The organism is Mycobacterium asiaticum (genome assembly GCF_001673365.1).
Taxonomy (GTDB): Bacteria; Actinomycetota; Actinomycetes; order Mycobacteriales; family Mycobacteriaceae; genus Mycobacterium; species Mycobacterium asiaticum_A.
Map to the genome: position 1 here is coordinate 21492 of NZ_LZLS01000073.1, position 17619 is coordinate 39110.

Below are 17619 nucleotides of genomic sequence, written 5' to 3' on the forward strand. Positions count from 1 at the left end.
GATCAGTGTTGCCTAATTGTTGAGCTTTTCTGAAACGCGGTGCTTAATTGCGGGCATGCAGCGCACACCGGAACTGGCCCGCCAGTTCTACAACCGTTTTGAGCCGATTCATGCCGTGACCTACTTCGCTCCCGAAGTGCGTTCGACGCTGGACAACCTCGGTTACCGGGGGTTCTGGATGGGCTACTTCGCCGCCCGCTCGGCGCCGTTGGGGCGGGTAGCGCCGGAGGTGGTGGCGGCGGTGTTCTACAACTTCGCCCTGGCGCGGGTCGCCAAGTCGATTCCGGCGGCATGGGAGATCGCCGGACCGGCGCAAGCGTTGCAGGCTCGGCTGGACTCGGCGGTGGCCGCGCTTCACCGCTGCGGCGTCACCGCCGACGAAAACGTCAGTGTCGCAGCGCAATTGGCTTACCGCGCAGTGCAGCACACGCCGGTGGACGGCCGGACACTGTTCGCGGCCAACATGGCGCTTCCGGTGCCGCCGGATCCGTTGGCCGCGCTGTGGCAGGCGACGACCCTGCTGCGGGAGCATCGTGGCGATGGGCACGTGGCCGTGTTGACGGTCGCCGGCATATCGGGGCGGGAATCGAACGTCTTCCATACCCTTTCTGACACCGGCGCCACCGCGGTCTCGGAGGAGTTCATGAAGCGGGCGCGGCACTACGACGACGCCGAATGGGCGGCGTGCCGACAGAGCCTGACCGATCGTGGCCTGCTCGACGGCTCGGGATCGCTGACGCCGAGCGGACACGAGCTCAAGACTCACATTGAGACCAGCACCGACGCGTTGTCATTGCGCGCATTCGACGCCCTCGACGACGACGAACTGCAGGCGTTGTTCAGCGCGCTGACACCGGTCGCCCGGCGGGTGATCGCCGGGGGCGATTTGCCCGCCGCCAGCCCCATGAGCGTGCGCCTCGACTTTTAGGTTTGTACTCGGCGTCAGGCGCCAATACCCCGCCGTCATATGCCGTCATCAGGTTCGCGACCACGCTGTGCCACGATTCGTCGTCCACGCACAGGCGACTGGCGGTGAGCACCAGCCGGTCGGGCGTTCCGGGCAGCATCGACACCGCGAAAAGGCGGCCGGTGCGCATGTCGTAGGCGGCGCGCTGCCTGGCGATCACCACCGGCACATCTTCGCCAGGAGGTTCCACGGCCCAGCTCCAGCTGCCACCCGGGCGGGAGAACCAGCGGTCCCGGATCGGTTCGAAAACCGCCCCCAGGGTCGGGTTCGCCTCGAAGACCGCCTCCACGGCGGCGCGGATGCCCGTCTGGTCCAACCGCGAGTCGGCGACCAGTACCTCCTGGTGCGCGCAGTCCTCAAGGTCCTTCAGCTGCGGGAATTCGGTAAAAGCCCAGTATGACGACGTTGCCTGCTCCACCGAGCCAGACTCCATCGGCCCACTTGGAGGATCCTTGGCGAATTCTTGGCGTGTGTTCTCCACGGGGGTTGTCACACTTTCGCGGGCTGGCTCGTCTGATTGGTATGACACAGAAAACCCGCATCGATCCCCTGTCCCCCAAGCGCGCTGGGCTGCTGGTCCGCACCATGTACCGGGTCGCAAAGCGACGGTTCGGCGAGGTCCCCGAGCCGTTCGCGGTGGCCGCCCACCACCCGCGCTTGCTGGTCGCCAACGCTGTGCACGAGACCATGCTGCAGAGCGCGTCCCGAACGTTGCCCACCAGCGTGCGTGAGCTGGCGGTGTTCTGGACCGCCCGAACCGTCGGCTGCTCGTGGTGTGTGGACTTCGGGTCCATGTTGCAGCGACTGGACGGCCTGGATATCGACCGGTTGAAGGACATCGATCAGTACGCCACCTCGCCGGCCTTCAGCGACGACGAGCGCGCCGCCATCGCCTACGCCAACGCGATGACCACCGATCCGCATTCGGTGACCGACGAGCAGGTCGAAGATCTGCGCGCCCGGTTCGGTGAGGCCGGGGTGATCGAACTGACCTACCAGGTCGGCATCGAGAACATGCGCGCCCGGATGTATTCGGCGCTCGGCATCACCGAACAGGGCTTCAATTCCGGTGATTCGTGCCGGGTGCCCTGGGCCAACGCCTGAACCACTGAAAGACCAGCAACGGCCGGTCTGCATGGCTAACATTTCGTCGCAGTGTTGTTGCGCTGGCCGAGATGAGGGCTGCCGATGTCGTACGTGATCACTGCTCCGGAGGCTCTTGCCGCGGCGGCAAAGGACCTGACCGGGATCGGGGACGTCCTCAAGCGGGCCGCCGCCGGCGCCGCACCCTCGACGACGACTATCGTCACCGCCGCGGGCGACGAGATTTCGGCCGCTGTCGCAAGACTGTTCGGCAACTACGCCGAGGAATTTCAGGCGCTGACCGCGCAGACGTCGTTGTTTCAGACCCAGTTCGAACAGGCGCTGAGTGCGGCCGGTGCCGCTTATGCCGCCGCCGAAGCCGCGAACGTGGCGCCGCTGCAAGCACTTTTGCAACAAGTCGAGGGTTCAGGTTTCTTCGCACCCGTAGAGCAGCTGATTGGGCGTCCCCTGTTCGGCGGGGCCTGGGCTGGGCCGTTGGGCAGGTACGGAGCAACGCTGTCGGCGTTGCTCAATGCGGCGACGAACGCGGTAGGCCTGGGTGGGGTGGTCAACTTTCCCTCAACCGTGGCGCTATCTGCGCCGACCACCAACGGGGTCACCGGTGTCAAGATCGGGTTCTCCTTTCTGCAGATTCCGCTGGGTCAGGCCTCTTTCCTGGGAATTCCGCTCGGCCCGATCAGCTATCCCGCGCCCACGTTGTGGTACTCCCCGGTTCAGGCGACCGGTGCGGTGAGCCCCACGCATGTCACCTATCTGCAGCACGGCTTCGGCGCATTTGGCTGGCTTTACCAGCCGCTGGCCCTGCAGATGTCGCAGCAAACCAATAGCGTCATTGCCACGCCCACCATCCCGTCGATTCCGTTGCCGTTGGGGATTTGGTTGAACAGCCCGGAGATGCAGCAGGGCGTGGGCTCGTTGTTCTTGGGCAGCCAGCCGGCGCTGAACCTTAGCGCTCACCAAGCCGGTTTCACCGGCACGTTGCCGCAGGACTTCATCCTGTCCGGACATTCCGCCGGCGGCGGCCTGACCTCGATCGCCGGCGGCAATTATCTCGCGGCCCTCGGGACGGGCACCAACCACCTACGTGGTGTGGTGATGTTCGACGGCGTCGCCAACAATGCCACCGCATTCGGGGCTGCGGTCACCAACCTGCAGGCGGCCAATGTGCCCATCTACGTGGTGGCTGCACCGCCGCAGCCGTGGAACGCCTCCGGCGTTACGACGAGCCAACTGGCCAGTCTGTATCCCAACCAGTTCTCCGGCGTCACGCTGGTCAACGGCTCGCACGTCGACTCCATGCTCGGCAACGGTCCCGTCATCGACCTGGTCCTGCAACTTGTCACCGGATTCTCCCCGCCCGGCAACACCGCCGCGGTCTACACGCTGTCCAACGGCTGGATCAACGACATCTTCGGCGGCGGTACCCCGGCCGCCCCGATCTACGGCATCTACGGGCCTGCGCCCCTCAACGAATACGTGGCGCCCGGTGGTCAGCAGATCACCCTGGGCCAGGCCTCCGGCATCGTGCTGCGGTAACTACGACGGCCGCAGCGGAGACCCGGTGAACTTGTCCGGGTTGGCGATATCCCAAAGCGCGCAGACCTTTCCGTCGCGCACGGTCATCGCCGTGATGCGCGGGGCCATGTCCCGGCCACCGTCCACACCGGCGAATCCCGGGGTGTAGGAACCCAATTCCCCATTCACCAACGCCAACTGGTTGGCCGTGTAGAACGCGGGGCCGTACCTGTTGGCCAGACCGAGCATGAAGCGAACCACCTTGTCCGCGCCGTGGATCACCTGTACCGCCGTCGACGTCCGGCCGTTCGCGTCGCCGGTGAAGATCACGTCGGGGTGCAGCAGCGAGATCACGGCGTCAAGATCGCCGGAGGCCATCGCGGCCATCAGCCGGCCGACCACCTCCGCATGCGAAGGATCCGGCTCGGGCGGCGGTGCCGCCGCGACCGCCTTTCGGGCCCGGGACGCCAGCTGACGGGCGGAGGCTTCGTTGATGCCGAGCACATCGGCCACCTCGGCGAACGGCACCGAGAAGCCGTCGTGCAGCACGAACGCCACCCGCTGGTCGGGACTCAGCTTTTCCAGCACCACCATGGCCGCGAACCGGGCGTCCTCGGCGGCCACCACCGCTGACAGCGGGTCGGCAGTATCGAATCCGGTAACCACCGGCTCGGGCAACCAATTGCCCGTATACGACTCGCGTCGGTGCGCCGCAGAACGCAACTTGTCCAGCCCCAATCGGCTCACGACCGTCGTCAACCAGGCCCGCAAATCATTGATCGGGCCGTCCTGGGTGCTCCACCGCAACCAGGCGTCCTGCACGATGTCCTCGGCATCGGCCACGGTGCCGGTTAGCCGGTATGCAACCGACATCAGGTGGGGCCGTAGCGCCTCGAAGTCCGAGACCTGCTGGGCAACAACCATGTTTCGAGCCTAACGCCGCGAGTCCGACACCGGTCCCTAACATTTGTCGAATGAGGAACCTCTGGCTGCATTTCACCCGGCATGGTCCGGACTTCACCCCGCCGGTCATCACCCGGGGCGAAGGCGTCACCATCTACGACGACCGCGGCAAGAGCTACCTCGACGCGCTGTCCGGTCTGTTTGTGGTGCAGGTCGGTCATGGCCGTACCGAACTCGCGCAGGTCGCCGCGCGTCAAGCCGAGACGTTGGCGTTCTTTCCACTGTGGGCATACGCCACCCCGACCGCGATCGAGCTCGCCGAGCGCATCGCCGGTTACGCCCCGGCAGACCTCAATCGGGTGTTCTTCACCACCGGTGGGACCGAAGCCGTGGAAACGGCGTGGAAGGTGGCCAAGCAGTACTTCAAGCTGACCGGCAAACCCGGTAAGCACAAAGTCATTTCGCGATCGGTCGCCTACCACGGCACCACGCAGGGCGCGCTGGCGATCACCGGACTGCCAAAGTTCACCGCCCCGTTCGAGCCGGTGACCCCGGGTGGATTTCGGGTGCCGAACACGAACTTCTACCGCGCTCCCGAGCCATATGCTCTGGACGCCAAAGACTTTGGCCGCTGGGCTGCCGACCGGATCGCCGAGGCAATCGAGTTCGAAGGACCCGACACCGTCGCCGCGGTCTTCTTGGAACCCGTACAGAACGCCGGTGGGTCGATCCCGCCGCCGCCGGGCTATTTCGAGCGGGTCCGCGAAATCTGCGACTTCTACGACGTGCTGCTCGTCTCCGACGAGGTCATCTGCGCGTTCGGCCGGATCGGATCGATGTTCGCCTGCAACGACTTTGGCTACGTACCCGACATGATCACCTGCGCTAAGGGGTTGACGTCGGGATACTCGCCGCTGGGCGCGATGATCGCCAGCGATCGGCTTTTCGAGCCCTTCAACGACGGCAAGACGATGTTCCCGCACGGCTACACCTTCGGCGGGCATCCCGTCTCGACGGCCGTCGGATTGGCCAACCTCGACATCTTCGAGCGCGAAGGTCTCAACGACCACGTCAAACAACACTCCCCCGCGCTGCGCGCCACGCTGGAGAAGCTCTACGACCTGCCCATCGTCGGCGATGTCCGTGGCGAAGGATTCTTCTTCGGCGTCGAACTCGTCAAGGACCAGGCGACCAAGGAGACCTTCACCGATGACGAACGCTCGGCATTGCTGGGCCAGGTGTCCGCGGCGATGTTCGAGGCCGGGCTGTACTGCCGCACCGACGACCGCGGCGACTCCGTCATACAGCTCGCCCCACCGTTGATCAGCGGGCATGACGAGTTCGACACCATCGAGTCGATCCTGCGCGGCGTCCTCAGCGATATCAGCGTGGGCTGACGCGCATCTTGCGCGAGCGTGCACCGATGCGCGCCGACACGCCGCTAGGGCTGGCACTCCGCGCACCTTGGCGCCGCCCGGCAGAACGGCGGGAGGCCAGGAAGACTAGGTCAGAAGCGCCGCTTGCGCGGCTCGCCGGCAGCACCCAACGCCCGCTTGACCGCGTCAATTGCGACCAGCAACTGCCGGGACTGTTTCGGGTCCCGCAAGAACCGCGCGAGAGCCACGCACAACTGGTCGAGGGCGGCGCGCAACTCGGGCTCGGACTCGGCGTCGCGGTGCTGCTTCAGTTCGGCGAGCACCGCATCGAGGCCGGAACGCCGCACCTGGACGCTTTTCTCCACCCGCTTGAGCAGCTTGTCCAGCGGGCGCAGCGACGTCGGCTTCTCAGGCGCGGGCGCTATCAGTTCCGGCATGGCTCCGGCGGGTGGCGGCATGGCGCAGGCACGAGCGGCCACGAACCCCACATTCGACGCCCATCCCGACGGCTCCTCGACGGGCTGAATCACCTCGGTCAACGGGCCGGCCTCGGTGCGTTCGGGGTCGATCGCGACGAACGCGGTGAACCGCGACAGCACCCCGAACGAGATGGAGTGCGCCACCAGCCGTTGCGCCAGCTCGTCGTCGCCGGGGTACGAGGCGTACTCGTCCTCCAGGTCGCGCACCACCGAGCGCGCCCAAATCGTGCGCACGGCAACGGCTTCCGGCGTCACGAGCCCCGGCACTTCGGCCCAGAACGAATCGTCGGCCTCCACGCGAAAGACCGCGTCCGCGCGACCGCGATACCGCCCGGAGATCACGCACGGCACCCCGGCGAAGGCGTCGGGCAGCAGGCTCGGCGTCACCGAACCCTCGACGATCGATACACCGCGCGCGCTGACGCGCACCGAAGTCAGCGCCGGGCGCCCGATAGTGCGGGCGAGCCGCGCCATTGTCTCGTCCAGGCGCTCCTCGGATTCGACAAGTTCGGATCGTCCGTTGCCCAAGCGCGCCAGGCGGTCCAGCATTCCGGCGTTCACGGCACGGTCGATGCCCACGCAGTAGATGCGGGTGCTCCCGACCGCCGGGGCCAGCGTGGACAACAAGTGGTCCTCACCGCTGATTTGGCCGTCGGTCACCAAGACCACGCTGGCTTGCCGCTCGGCACCGGAGCCGGCCAGCATTTCCACCGCCCTGTACAGCGGCTCGGCCATCGCGGTCCCGCCGCGGCTTTCCAACGAACCCAGCCAGGACGAGGCGGCGAACCGGTTGCGGTCAGATGCCTCGACCAGCCCCGAAGGCAGGTGCCCGGGTGTGTCGATCCGGTCGTCGAAAGCCAACACGCAGAACCGGTCCCCTACATCGAGCATGTCCACGATGCGTCCCGCGGCCCGGCGCGCGGCGACCATCTTCCAGCCGTGCATGGATCCGGAACGGTCCAGCACAACCACGACATCGCGTGGCGTGCTTGATGTTTCGGTCGGCGGCAGCAGCGTCACCGACCAGGTGCCCTCGTCGCCATCGGCGTCCGGCACCAGCACCGCCGAGGAGGACACACCGCTACGGTCGACCCGGAACCGCAGCACGAAGTCCCGGTCGGCGCGCGCGCCCGCCTCCACCTGCAACCGCGTGAGCCCCTCAGCGTCGTAAACCTTGGTGGGCAGGCTGGACCGCAGATCGGAGACGGTCAGGCCAGCGCCGTCGAGAGTCAGCGAGATCCGCACTTCTGGGCGTTCGTCGGTGTCGATGAGACGCGGCGGGGTGACCCGGGACGCGTCGGGCACCGCATCGGTATCGGAGGCAACGCCCGTGCCGGTCTGATCACCCGGCAGCGGCGTTCCAGCGGTGTATCGCGGCGCGACCACCAGCGGAAACCGGAACGTGGCTTCGCCGTCCTCGAACGCCAACGGCCCGGTCAACCGCATCTCGACGGTGGCTTCCTCACCGGGCCCGAGGTTGCCCACGCGCACCGAGAACACGTCGGGGCGGTCCTCCTCCACGATTGCGGCGCGTTGGCCGGATACCAATGCCTGCTCGTAGTCGGCGCGGGCCTGTCCGCGTTCCTTGAGGACACCGACGACCCGACGCCCGGCGAGATCCGCGACGAAGTCGGTGACGCCGGCGCGGGGCGGCAGCGGGAACACGTAGGTGGCCTCGATGGCGGTGTCCCCGGCGTTGACGAACCGCTGCCGCACGGTGGAGGTGGCGGTCATGCCGACGATGGCGGTGTCGAGGCTGAGCTCGCGCAGCGGCAGGGCCCGACCGTCCGGTCCGGTCAACTCACCGCAGCCAGGCCTGCCCGGCAGGACCGGTTGAACGGATTGACCGGACAACAGGGGCAAAGTCATAGCGAGTCCTTTCGCGGATTGGTGAGCAGGTCCAGCAGCGGCGCGGCGGCGCGGCGCAGCGAGTCAATCGGTGGCAATGCCCCTAACGGCCCGGCGGATTCGTCGAGCAGCAATGTGACAGTGTCGGAAAGCCGCACGGCCTGAAGGTTTCGCACGGCAGGCGCCGCAGGTGTCTGGGCTACCGCGGGCGCGGTCCGCCAAAACGAGCCGGCCGCGCGTGCGGGTTCGGGGGCAGGGTCGGGATCGCCGAGGTCCGCCGGCAGAGCATCCGACGGGATCGCGGCCAGCGACTCCACCTCCGCGGGCGACATCGCCTGCAACCGTTCGGCGATCTCGTCAAGCGATAGCCCCTGGCCCTGCATCCGTTTGATGGCGACCAACCGCATCAGGTGCGTCCGCCCGTACATCAACGCGCGACCCTTGGTGCCCGGGCGCGGCAGCAGTCCCCGCGCGGTGTAGTAGCGCACCATCCGCTCGGCCGGGACGGCCTTGGCCTGACGGTTGTCCGGCGCGGCGCCCGAGGCTTGCACCGCGCGGGCGGCCGCAGCGGCGAACTCAGTAATCGTGAGGAGTTGCATAGTTATTTGACAGTGTCATACGTGAAACAGACACTGTCAAATCCCGGAAACCTCATCCGTCACAGCGCGGCGACCTGCGATCCCGTGACGAATCACTTAGTCTGCTCAGCGATGCCCTTCAAACGGACCTCCTTACGTGCCGCATCGTGCCTGGCCGCAGCGCTTTTCGCGGTTGCCGGGCCCGGCGCGCTCGGCCTGCCAGTTTCGCTGGCCGAGCCCAGCGCCGAGGTCAATCCAGGGGCTACGAACTGCCCGTACAAGATCAACACTCCGCCCGCTGTGGACTCGTCGGAAGTCCCGCGCGCCGGCGATCCCCCGCTGCCGCTGGCGTTGCCTCCCGCCCCGATCGGCGGCAATGCGCTAGGCGGCTGCGGCATCATCACGGCGCCCGATACTCCTCCGGTTCCGGGCGACATCTCGGCAGAAGCATGGCTGGTCGCGGACCTCGATAGCGGCGCCGTCATCGCCACCCGGGACCCGCACGGTCGGCACCGCCCCGCCAGCATCATCAAGGTGCTGGTCGCGATGGCGTCCATCAACGCCTTCAACCAGAGCAAAGTGGTTGCGGGAACCGACGACGACGCGGCGGCCGAGGGAACCAAGGTCGGCGTGGAGGCCGGCGGCAACTACACCATCAACCAGCTGCTGCACGGCCTGCTGATGCACTCGGGCAACGACGCCGCCCACGCGCTGGCCATGCAACTCGGCGGCATGCAGCAAGCGCTGGAAAAGCTCAATTTGCTGGCCGCCAAGCTGGGCGGCCGGGACACCCGGGTCGCCACGCCGTCCGGACTGGACGGGCCGGGCATGAGCACGTCGGCCTACGACATGGGTCTGTTCTATCGGTACGCCTGGCGCAACCCCGTCTTCGCCGACATCGTCGCGACCAGAACCTTCGACTTCCCCGGCCACGGCGAACATCCCGGCTACGAGCTGGAAAACGACAATCAGCTGCTCTACCACTACCCCGGCGCGATGGGCGGCAAGACCGGCTACACCGACGATGCCGGCCAGACCTTCGTCGGCGCAGCCAACCGCAACGGCCGCCGGTTGATGGCGGTGCTGCTGCACGGCACCCGGCAGCCGATCCCGCCGTGGGAGCAGGCCGCACACTTGCTGGACTACGGGTTCAGCACCGCGGCGGGCACGCAGGTGGGTTCGCTGGTCGAACCCGATCCGTCGCTGGTCACCAGGGAGAGCCCGGCCAGCCGTGCGCCGGAGAGCAACCAAGCCGCGGGCCTGATGTCATCGGCTGACACGCTGCCGATCAGGGTCGGTGTCGCGGTCATCGGCACCATGGTCGTGTTCGGATTGATCCTGGTCGCACGCTCGATGAACGGCCGTCACGAGCATTAAGCTCTCCGAAATGACCGCCTTGTACGAGGACCCCAACCTCCTGCTGGATGAGGACGGAATCACCATCCGTCGCTACTACTTCCCTGTCGCGACGTCCAAGCGGGTCCCCTATAGCGCCATACAGAGCATCAAGAGCAAGCAGATGGGCTGGGCCTCCGGCAAGGGCAGGATTTGGGGAGCCACCGATCCGCGCTACTGGTTCCCGCTGGACGTTCGCCGGGGACGCAAGTCCACCCTGCTGGTCCTGCACGTCGGTCGTCGGGTGCGTCCATGCATCACCCCCGACGACCCTGCCGCGGTCATCAAGGTCCTGAGAGACAAGGTAAAGGTCTGAGCGCTCCCGGAAAGCGCGGTTGGCTGGTCGGGCTCACCGCGGCCAGTGTCGGACTCCTCTACGGCTACGACCTGTCCAGCATCGCCGGCGCGCTGCTGTTTCTGCGCCCGGAATTCGACCTGACCGACGGCCAACAGCAACTGGTAGCCACGATGGTGGTAATCGGCCAGATCGCGGGTGCACTCGGCGCCGGCGTGCTCGCCAACGCGATCGGCCGACAGAAGTCGATGGTGCTCATCGCCGTCGGCTATGCGCTGTTCGCGGTGTTGGGCGCGACCTCGGTGTCGATGCCGATGCTGCTGATCGCGCGCCTGCTGATCGGTGTCGCCATCGGAGTGTCGGTGGTGGTGGTCCCGGTCTATGTGGCCGAGTCGGCCCCGGCCGCGGTGCGTGGGTCGCTGCTGGCTTCCTATCAGCTGGCGACGATCAGCGGCCTGATCATCGGCTACACCACCGGCTACCTGCTGGCCGGGTCGCAGAGTTGGCGATTGATGCTGGGGCTGGCCGCTGTACCGGCCACGCTGTTGCTACCGGCCTTGCTGCGCATGCCCGACACTGCCCGGTGGTACCTGCTCAAGGGCCGCGCCGCCGACGCGCGTCGGGCGCTATTGCGTGTCGAGCCCGCCGAGGCGGTGGACGGCGCGCTGGCCGAAATCGCCGCCGAGGTAGCCGAAGACCATAGTGGCGGCGGCATTTTGGCGATGCTGCGACCGCCTTACCTACGAGCCACGCTGTTTGTCGTCGCCCTCAATATCCTCGTTCAGATCACCGGGATCAACGCGATCGTCATATACAGCCCACAACTGTTCGGCGACATGGGTTTCCACGGCTATTTCGCCAAGCTGGCCCTGCCGGCGATGGCGCAGGTCGGCGCTTTGGTGGCGGTGTGTGTGACGCTCTTTCTGGTCGACCGGGCCGGACGCCGCCCAATTCTGTTGTCCGGCATCGCGATGATGATCGTCGCCGATGCCGTCCTGATCGGCACGAACGCCACCGGGTCGCCGGCGCTGGCGCTGGGATTCGTTGGCGTGCTGCTGTTCCTCGTCGGCTTCAGTCTCGGTTTCGGTTCGCTGGTCTGGGTTTTCGCCGGAGAGAGCTTTCCGTCTCACCTGCGCTCGGTGGGGTCGAGTGTGATGCTTACTTCTAACCTGACGGCCAACGCGCTGGTGGTTGGCTTCTCCTTGACCATGCGGCAGGCGCTGGGAATCTCAGGCATGTTCGCGGTATTCGGCTTCTTCGCCGTAGTCGCCTTCGTCGTGGTGTACCGGTTCGCGCCGGAAACCAAAGGCCGTGAGCTTGAGGAGATCCGGCACTTTTGGGAGAACGGCGGCCGCTGGCCGTGACGCTGATCCAAGCCGGCACCGTCGTCGTCGACGGCGAAGTCTGCCGACCTGGATGGGTACGCACTCAGGGGCGTCGCATTCTCGAATGCGGATCCGGGTCCCGGCCCGCCGACATCGAGTTGCCGAATTCCGTTGTGGTTCCAGGCTTTGTCGACATGCACGTACATGGCGGCGGTGGTGCGTCGTTCACCGCCGGTCAGGTCGGGGATGTCGAGGCGACCGTCGCCTTCCACCGCCGGCACGGCACCACCACCACACTGGCCAGCCTGGTCACCGCTGCCCCTGGCGAATTGCTATCGGCGATAGGGGTGCTCGCCGAAGCCACCCGGCAGGGCATCATCGCGGGCATCCACCTGGAAGGTCCGTGGCTCAGCCGGGGGCGTTGCGGCGCACACGATCACACCCAACTGCGACCCCCGGACCCCGCGGAGATCGACGCCATCCTCGATGCCGCCGACGGCACCGTCCGGATGGTCACCCTGGCCCCCGAACTTCCCGGCAGCGACGACGCGATCCGCCGCTTCATAGACGCGGGAGCCGTTGTGGCCGTCGGACATACGGATGCGACGTACGAGCAGACCAGGCGCGCCCTCGAGCTGGGCGCCACCGTCGGCACCCACCTGTTCAACGCGATGCCGCCGTTGGACCATCGCGATCCCGGTCCCGTGTTGGCCCTTCTGCAGGATCCGCGAGTGACCGTCGAACTCATCGCCGACGGGGTGCACGTGCATCCCGAGGTGGTGAACGCGGTGATCGCTGCGGCCGGCCCCGACCGGGTCGCGGTCATCACCGACGCGACGGCAGCAGCCGGGTGCGGCGACGGCGAGTACCAGCTAGGGGCCGTCCCGGTCGTCGTCGCCTCGGGGGTGGCACGAGTGCGCGGCACCTCTACCATCGCCGGCAGCACCGCCACCATGGACCAGGTGTTTCGAGCCGTGGCGACTGGTGCGGGTCTCGCCGCGGCGGTGCAGACGGTTTCGGCGACACCGGCCCGCGTGCTCGGGCTGGACCGGGTCGGTGTCATCGGACCGCACTATGAGGCCAATCTTGTTGTGCTGGAAGAAGATCTACAGCTAAGCCAGGTGATGGCCGGGGGGCAGTGGCAATCCGTTTGCTAATATTGGTCCAGTCAATATCTGACACCGGACGAGGCGCACCGTACCCGGCCTGAAAAGACGGCGCTGTGGAGGTGTGTCATGGCTTGGCTCGTGCTGATTGTGTCGGGAGTTCTCGAGGCGGTGTGGGCGACCGCGCTGGGCAGATCCGACGGTTTCTCCCGATTGGCACCGTCGGCAATCTTCGTTGTCTCACTGCTGTTCTCGATGAGCGGGCTAGCTTTTGCGATGCGCAGTCTGCCCACCGGGACCAGCTATGCGGTGTGGGTCGGCATCGGCGCGGTGCTCACGGTCGGCTACGCAGTACTCGCCGGCAGCGAAACCGCTTCACCGGTCAAGCTTTTGCTGATCGGTGGGGTGATCGCCTGCATCGTCGGACTCAAGCTGGTCGGCTAGCCCGGGTTAGCTCCGTCTTCGGAATAGTCGCGAAACCGTCAGCGCCCCAACGGCTCCCGCGGCCACCGCAGTCAAAGTCTGTTTGGCGCTGGGGCCGTCCTGAACCTGGATGCGCGGGCTGATGATCGCGGGCGCGGGCGGATCCACATAGGTCTCGCGTTCGTCGTCGGAGGCGGTGGCGGCCCACGCGGTGGCGAACAGCAGCAGCGACCAGGTGACGAACGCGAACACCATCAAGCCCAGCACCGGCCCAAACGTTGCACCCGCGGGACTGCGCAGCACCGTCTGCAGATAGATCGAACCCAACTGCTTGAACAACTCGAAGCCGACGGCCGCTATCAATCCGGCCCGCATCGAGGTGACGAAGCTGCCCGGCTCTCGCGGCAACCGGGCGATCATCCAGGTGAACAGCAGCCACGACACCAACAATGAGACCAGCACCGAGACGCCGCGGAAAATCTCGTCGAACACCGAAAACTCAGGTATGTGAAGCAATCTCAGCAGCGCGGCCATCGGCTTCGCCTGTCCCAGCGCACTCAACGCCACGGTCGCCATGATCACCACGAAAGTGCCCAGCATCGCGAGCAGATCGGAGAGTTTGGTGCGTAGGTAGCCCGCCTCATCGGTCCCCTGTAACCACATCTCGCTCAACGCTTCCCGCAGATGCCACATCCAGCCCAGGCCCGCCCAGGTCGCGGTGAGCAACCCGATCACGCCTACCGAAGTACGCGCGTCGATCGCCGAAGTCATCAGATCGACCAACTGCTGCCCGAGTTGACCGGACACCGCCGTCCTGATGCGGTCCTCGACGGTGTTCAACAGCTCCGGCCGGCGCGACAACGTGTAGCCGGCCGCCGCGAAACCGACCATTAGCAACGGAAAGATCGCGAAGATCGTGTAGTAGGTCAGCCCCGCCGCGAAGAAAGTGCCCTTTTGCTCGCTGAAGCGTTGGTAGGCCTTCCACACATGATCGAGCCAACCGTGCCGGGCCCGCAGCCGGGCCACAAACCCGGGCTCGGCCTGCTCATTCATGGGTCACTACATTCCTTTTTGAGGAAGGAAGCCTAACCGATCGTAAACCCGCTGCACGGTTTTGCTGGCGACATCGTTGGCGCGCTGCGCCCCCGCGGCCAACACCGCCTCCAACTCGGCCAGATCGCCCATCAGCCCGTCCACCCTCGCCTTGATCGGGCTGACGTATTCGACGACGGCTTCGGCGGTGTCCTTTTTCAGGTCGCCGTAGCCGCGTCCGGCGTAACCGTCGACCAGGGCGTCGATGCCAACGCCGGTGACCGCCGACTGAATGCTCAACAAGTTGGACACGCCGGCTTTGGCGACCGGGTCGTAGCGGATATCGCGTTCACTGTCGGTGACCGCCGAACGAATCTTCTTGGCGGACTTCGCCGGATCGTCGAGCAGGCTGATCAACCCGGCATCGGTGGACGCCGACTTACTCATCTTCGACGTGGGGTCCTGTAGGTCGTAGATCTTGGCGGTGATCTTGGGGATCAGCACGTCGGGTACCACGAACGTGTCCGGGAAGCGGCTGTTGAATCGCTGGGCGATATCGCGCGCGAGCTCCAGGTGCTGACGCTGGTCCTCCCCTACCGGCACCAGATCGGTGTCGTAGGCCAGCACGTCGGCGGCCTGCAACACCGGATAGGTGAACAGGCCGACGGTGGTCGAATCGGCGCCCTGCTTGGTCGACTTGTCCTTGAACTGAGTCATCCGCGAGGCCTGGCCGAAGCCGGTGAAGCAGCCCAGCACCCAGGACAGCTGACTGTGGGCGGGCACGTGGCTCTGCACGAAGATCGTGGCGCGGGCCGGGTCGATGCCCAGCGCCAGATATTGCGCGGCGGTAATCAGCGTGCGGCGGCGCAGCGCATCGGGATCCTGCGGGATGGTGATCGCGTGCAGGTCCACCACGCAGAAAAAAGCCTCGTAGCCGTCCTGCAACGCCACCCATTGCGTCACCGCGCCAAGCGCGTTGCCCAAATGAAGCGAATCGGAAGTCGGCTGCACGCCGGAGAAAATCCGGCGGCTTCCGGTAGGGGTGCTCATGGTGCACCGATCTTTTCACGTGCCCCGGCCATCCGAGCGTGAAGCTGGCCGCACGCTCGGCGCCGAGCGTGAAGCTGGCCGCACGCTCGGCGATGCACGCGCGCTCGGGGCAGGTTGCGATACCGGCGGTACCGCATTTACTGTCGAAAATATGCGAAGTCTGCGTAAGCCCGCGTCGGGCGCCGCCACCCGTGCGCCGATTCACCTGGGCTCCGGCGAACCGGTCCTGCTGCTGCACCCGTTCCTGATGTCCCAGACGGTGTGGGAGGTTGTTGCCCAGCAAATCGCCGACACCGGACGCTACGAAGTCTTCGCCCCCACGATGGCGGGGCACAACGGCGGTCCGCGCGCCGGCACTTATTTCCTGTCGTCGCAGGTTCTGGCCGACCACGTCGAACAGCAGATGGACGAACTGGGCTGGGAAACCGCCCATATCGTGGGTAATTCGCTGGGCGGCTGGGTGGCGTTCGAGCTGGAACGACGCGGGCGCGCCCGCAGTGTCATCGGCATCGCCCCGGCCGGCGGCTGGACACGATGGAGCCCGGCCAAGTTCGAGGTGATCGCCAAATTCATCCTGGGCATACCGATGCTGGTGCTGGCCTGGTTGTTCGGACCGAAGGTGCTGCACATTCCGTTCAGCCGGCCGTTGGCCACCTATGCCATCAGTGCCAGCCCCGACGGGGTCAGCGAGCGCGAACTCAGCGTCATCGTCGACGATGTCGCGCACTGCCCGGCCTATTTCCAATTGCTGGTCAAAGCGCTGCTGATGCCCGGGCTGCAGGAACTCGCCGAGAACGCCGTCCCGGCGCATCTCGTTGTCTGCGAGAAGGACCGGATCGTCCCGTCCCCCAGGTTCAGTGCGCACTTTCGCAACCATCTGCCGGACAACCACCGGTTCACCCAGTTGGACAACGTCGGCCACGTGCCGATGTTCGAGGCGCCCGGCCGGGTCACCGAGGTGATGCTGGACTTCTTGGACGAGCACGTGCAGGCCGGGCGCGCCATCGATCCGCCGGCCAGCTAAGCCCGCTACACACCGGCGAGACACCGGAAAGGGCCGGTAGCGCCGTCACCAGTCGAATTGGCATCCGGCTGCCGCCATACGATATTCTTCGGTTCGGTCATGAGCGCCAGCGTCAAGCCCCGGCTTGCTGGCCGGCAACCCTCCAACCGCGGTGGGGTGCCCCGGGTGATGACCAGGTTGAGTAGCCGCACCGGCTACGCGGCAAGCGCGGGTCCGCCGTCAACCGGGACCCCTGAGCTGACAGGGAAACGTGATGTGCACTTCTGAAAACCACTCGGCTCTTCCCGCTGTGCCTCTCTTCGCCTAACCGCCACTTCCTCATAGCCAGAAAGCGACCAGAGTGAGCTCCGAAAACACCAGCAACGAGACCGACCCGACCGCAAATTGGTCATTCGAAACCAAGCAGGTACACGCCGGCCAGCAACCGGATCCGACGACCAACGCCCGGGCCCTGCCGATCTACCAGACCACGTCGTACACGTTCAACAACGTCGCGCACGCCGCCGCCCTGTTCGGGCTCGCGGAGCCGGGCAACATCTACACCCGCATCGGTAATCCGACCACCGACGTGGTCGAACAGCGCATCGCCGCGCTCGAGGGCGGGGTGGCCGCGTTGTTCCTGTCGTCCGGCCAGGCCGCCGAGACGTTCGCCATCCTGAATCTGGCCGGTGCCGGCGATCACGTCGTGTCCAGCCCGCGGTTGTACGGCGGAACCTACAACCTGTTCCACTATTCGCTGGCCAAGCTCGGCATCGAGGTCAGCTTCGTCGAGGACCCCGACGACCTGGACTCCTGGCAGGCGGCGGTGCGGCCGAACACCAAGGCGTTCTTCGCCGAGACCATCTCCAACCCACAGATCGACGTGCTGGACATCCCCGGGGTTTCCGAGGTTGCGCACCGCAACGGGGTGCCGCTGATCGTCGACAACACCATCGGCACGCCGTATCTGATCCAGCCGCTGGCCCACGGCGCCGACATCGTGGTGCACTCGGCCACCAAGTACCTGGGCGGGCACGGCTCGGCGTACACGACGCCGTGGTAGCTGGGGTCCGGCGTGGTGAAGCCGGGGAACCGTCCTTGCGTCCAGTCGAAGGTGCCGCCATCGACGATGACACCGGCGATCGCCGAGCCGTGCCCGCCCAGGTACTTGGTGGCCGAGTGCACCACGATGTCGGCGCCGTGGGCCAGCGGCTGGATCA

General features: G+C 66.3%; 14 protein-coding genes, 3 pseudogenes and 2 riboswitches. Of the genes and pseudogenes, 11 read left to right on the plus strand and 6 right to left on the minus strand.

What is annotated here, in order from left to right:
* Nucleotides 1–55: 55 nt before the first annotated feature.
* The gene (locus tag A5634_RS07750; protein ID WP_065143470.1) at nucleotides 56–928 is read left to right on the plus strand and encodes an SCO6745 family protein; all 873 of its coding nucleotides are present in this window, start codon (nucleotides 56–58) and stop codon (nucleotides 926–928) included.
* Here the strand turns inward: A5634_RS07750 and A5634_RS27145 are convergent.
* On the minus strand, nucleotides 840–1448 hold the full coding sequence (locus A5634_RS27145; protein ID WP_253861513.1) for a hypothetical protein: 609 nt from the start codon (nucleotides 1446–1448) through the stop codon (nucleotides 840–842). The two genes, A5634_RS07750 and A5634_RS27145, sit on opposite strands and share 89 nt — an antisense overlap.
* Before the next feature lie 29 nt (nucleotides 1449–1477).
* Between A5634_RS27145 and A5634_RS07755 the strand changes: the two are divergent.
* Nucleotides 1478–2071: pseudogene (locus A5634_RS07755) on the plus strand (carboxymuconolactone decarboxylase family protein); the annotation flags it as partial.
* A gap of 84 nt (nucleotides 2072–2155) precedes the next feature.
* The gene (locus A5634_RS07760) at nucleotides 2156–3607 is read left to right on the plus strand and encodes a PE family protein (protein ID WP_065143472.1); all 1452 of its coding nucleotides are present in this window, start codon (nucleotides 2156–2158) and stop codon (nucleotides 3605–3607) included.
* Here the strand turns inward: A5634_RS07760 and A5634_RS07765 are convergent, their stop codons facing one another.
* Complete coding sequence (locus A5634_RS07765; protein ID WP_065143473.1) at nucleotides 3608–4510, minus strand: sigma-70 family RNA polymerase sigma factor; 903 nt, start codon at nucleotides 4508–4510, stop codon at nucleotides 3608–3610.
* Between the two features lie 50 nt (nucleotides 4511–4560).
* Here A5634_RS07765 and A5634_RS07770 point away from each other — a divergent pair, with 50 nt between their 5' ends.
* Complete coding sequence (locus A5634_RS07770) at nucleotides 4561–5886, plus strand: aspartate aminotransferase family protein (protein ID WP_065143474.1); 1326 nt, start codon at nucleotides 4561–4563, stop codon at nucleotides 5884–5886.
* 110 nt (nucleotides 5887–5996) lie between these two features.
* On the opposite strand, the gene A5634_RS07775 is transcribed toward A5634_RS07770, so the two are convergent.
* Both A5634_RS07775 and A5634_RS07780 read right to left on the minus strand, forming a co-directional pair.
* Entirely contained in the window at nucleotides 5997–8213 is a 2217-nt protein-coding gene (locus tag A5634_RS07775; RefSeq protein ID WP_065143475.1) for a VIT domain-containing protein, read from the minus strand.
* Nucleotides 8210–8791: a MerR family transcriptional regulator gene (locus A5634_RS07780; protein ID WP_065143476.1), complete on the minus strand. Its 582-nt coding sequence runs from the start codon at nucleotides 8789–8791 to the stop codon at nucleotides 8210–8212. Before A5634_RS07780 ends, A5634_RS07775 begins: the two co-directional genes overlap by 4 nt.
* Before the next feature lie 111 nt (nucleotides 8792–8902).
* Here A5634_RS07780 and A5634_RS07785 point away from each other — a divergent pair, with 111 nt between their 5' ends.
* The 5 genes from A5634_RS07785 (at nucleotide 8903) to A5634_RS07805 (ending at nucleotide 13335) form a co-directional block, all read left to right on the plus strand.
* Complete coding sequence (locus tag A5634_RS07785; protein ID WP_065143477.1) at nucleotides 8903–10147, plus strand: D-alanyl-D-alanine carboxypeptidase family protein; 1245 nt, start codon at nucleotides 8903–8905, stop codon at nucleotides 10145–10147.
* 10 nt (nucleotides 10148–10157) lie between these two features.
* Nucleotides 10158–10481, plus strand: a complete 324-nt coding sequence (locus tag A5634_RS07790; RefSeq protein WP_065143486.1) for a hypothetical protein — start codon at nucleotides 10158–10160, stop codon at nucleotides 10479–10481.
* The gene (locus A5634_RS07795; RefSeq protein WP_065143485.1) at nucleotides 10478–11824 is read left to right on the plus strand and encodes a sugar porter family MFS transporter; all 1347 of its coding nucleotides are present in this window, start codon (nucleotides 10478–10480) and stop codon (nucleotides 11822–11824) included. Before A5634_RS07790 ends, A5634_RS07795 begins: the two co-directional genes overlap by 4 nt.
* Nucleotides 11821–12942 carry an N-acetylglucosamine-6-phosphate deacetylase gene (gene nagA / locus A5634_RS07800; protein WP_065143478.1) on the plus strand — a complete coding sequence of 374 codons (1122 nt, stop codon included), beginning with the start codon at nucleotides 11821–11823 and terminating at the stop codon, nucleotides 12940–12942. Before A5634_RS07795 ends, nagA begins: the two co-directional genes overlap by 4 nt.
* A gap of 5 nt (nucleotides 12943–12947) precedes the next feature.
* Nucleotides 12948–13009: riboswitch (guanidine-III (ykkC-III) riboswitch) on the plus strand.
* A gap of 11 nt (nucleotides 13010–13020) precedes the next feature.
* Complete coding sequence (locus A5634_RS07805) at nucleotides 13021–13335, plus strand: DMT family transporter (RefSeq protein WP_065143479.1); 315 nt, start codon at nucleotides 13021–13023, stop codon at nucleotides 13333–13335.
* A 168-nt stretch (nucleotides 13336–13503) separates the two neighbouring features.
* On the opposite strand, the pseudogene yhjD reads toward A5634_RS07805, so the two are convergent.
* Both yhjD and trpS read right to left on the minus strand, forming a co-directional pair.
* Nucleotides 13504–14367, minus strand: a pseudogene (gene yhjD / locus A5634_RS07810) (inner membrane protein YhjD); the annotation flags it as partial.
* A gap of 6 nt (nucleotides 14368–14373) precedes the next feature.
* Complete coding sequence (trpS, locus tag A5634_RS07815; RefSeq protein WP_065143481.1) at nucleotides 14374–15396, minus strand: tryptophan--tRNA ligase; 1023 nt, start codon at nucleotides 15394–15396, stop codon at nucleotides 14374–14376.
* A gap of 226 nt (nucleotides 15397–15622) precedes the next feature.
* On the opposite strand from trpS, the gene A5634_RS07820 reads away from it, so the two are divergent.
* Together A5634_RS07820 and A5634_RS07825 are read left to right on the plus strand one after the other, a co-directional pair.
* Nucleotides 15623–16420 carry an alpha/beta fold hydrolase gene (locus A5634_RS07820; protein ID WP_253861514.1) on the plus strand — a complete coding sequence of 266 codons (798 nt, stop codon included), beginning with the start codon at nucleotides 15623–15625 and terminating at the stop codon, nucleotides 16418–16420.
* 95 nt (nucleotides 16421–16515) lie between these two features.
* Nucleotides 16516–16634: riboswitch (SAM riboswitch) on the plus strand.
* Nucleotides 16635–16760: 126 nt separating this feature from the next.
* Nucleotides 16761–17444 (plus strand): annotated as a pseudogene (locus A5634_RS07825) (PLP-dependent transferase); the annotation flags it as partial.
* Between the last annotated feature and the right edge of the window lie 175 nt (nucleotides 17445–17619).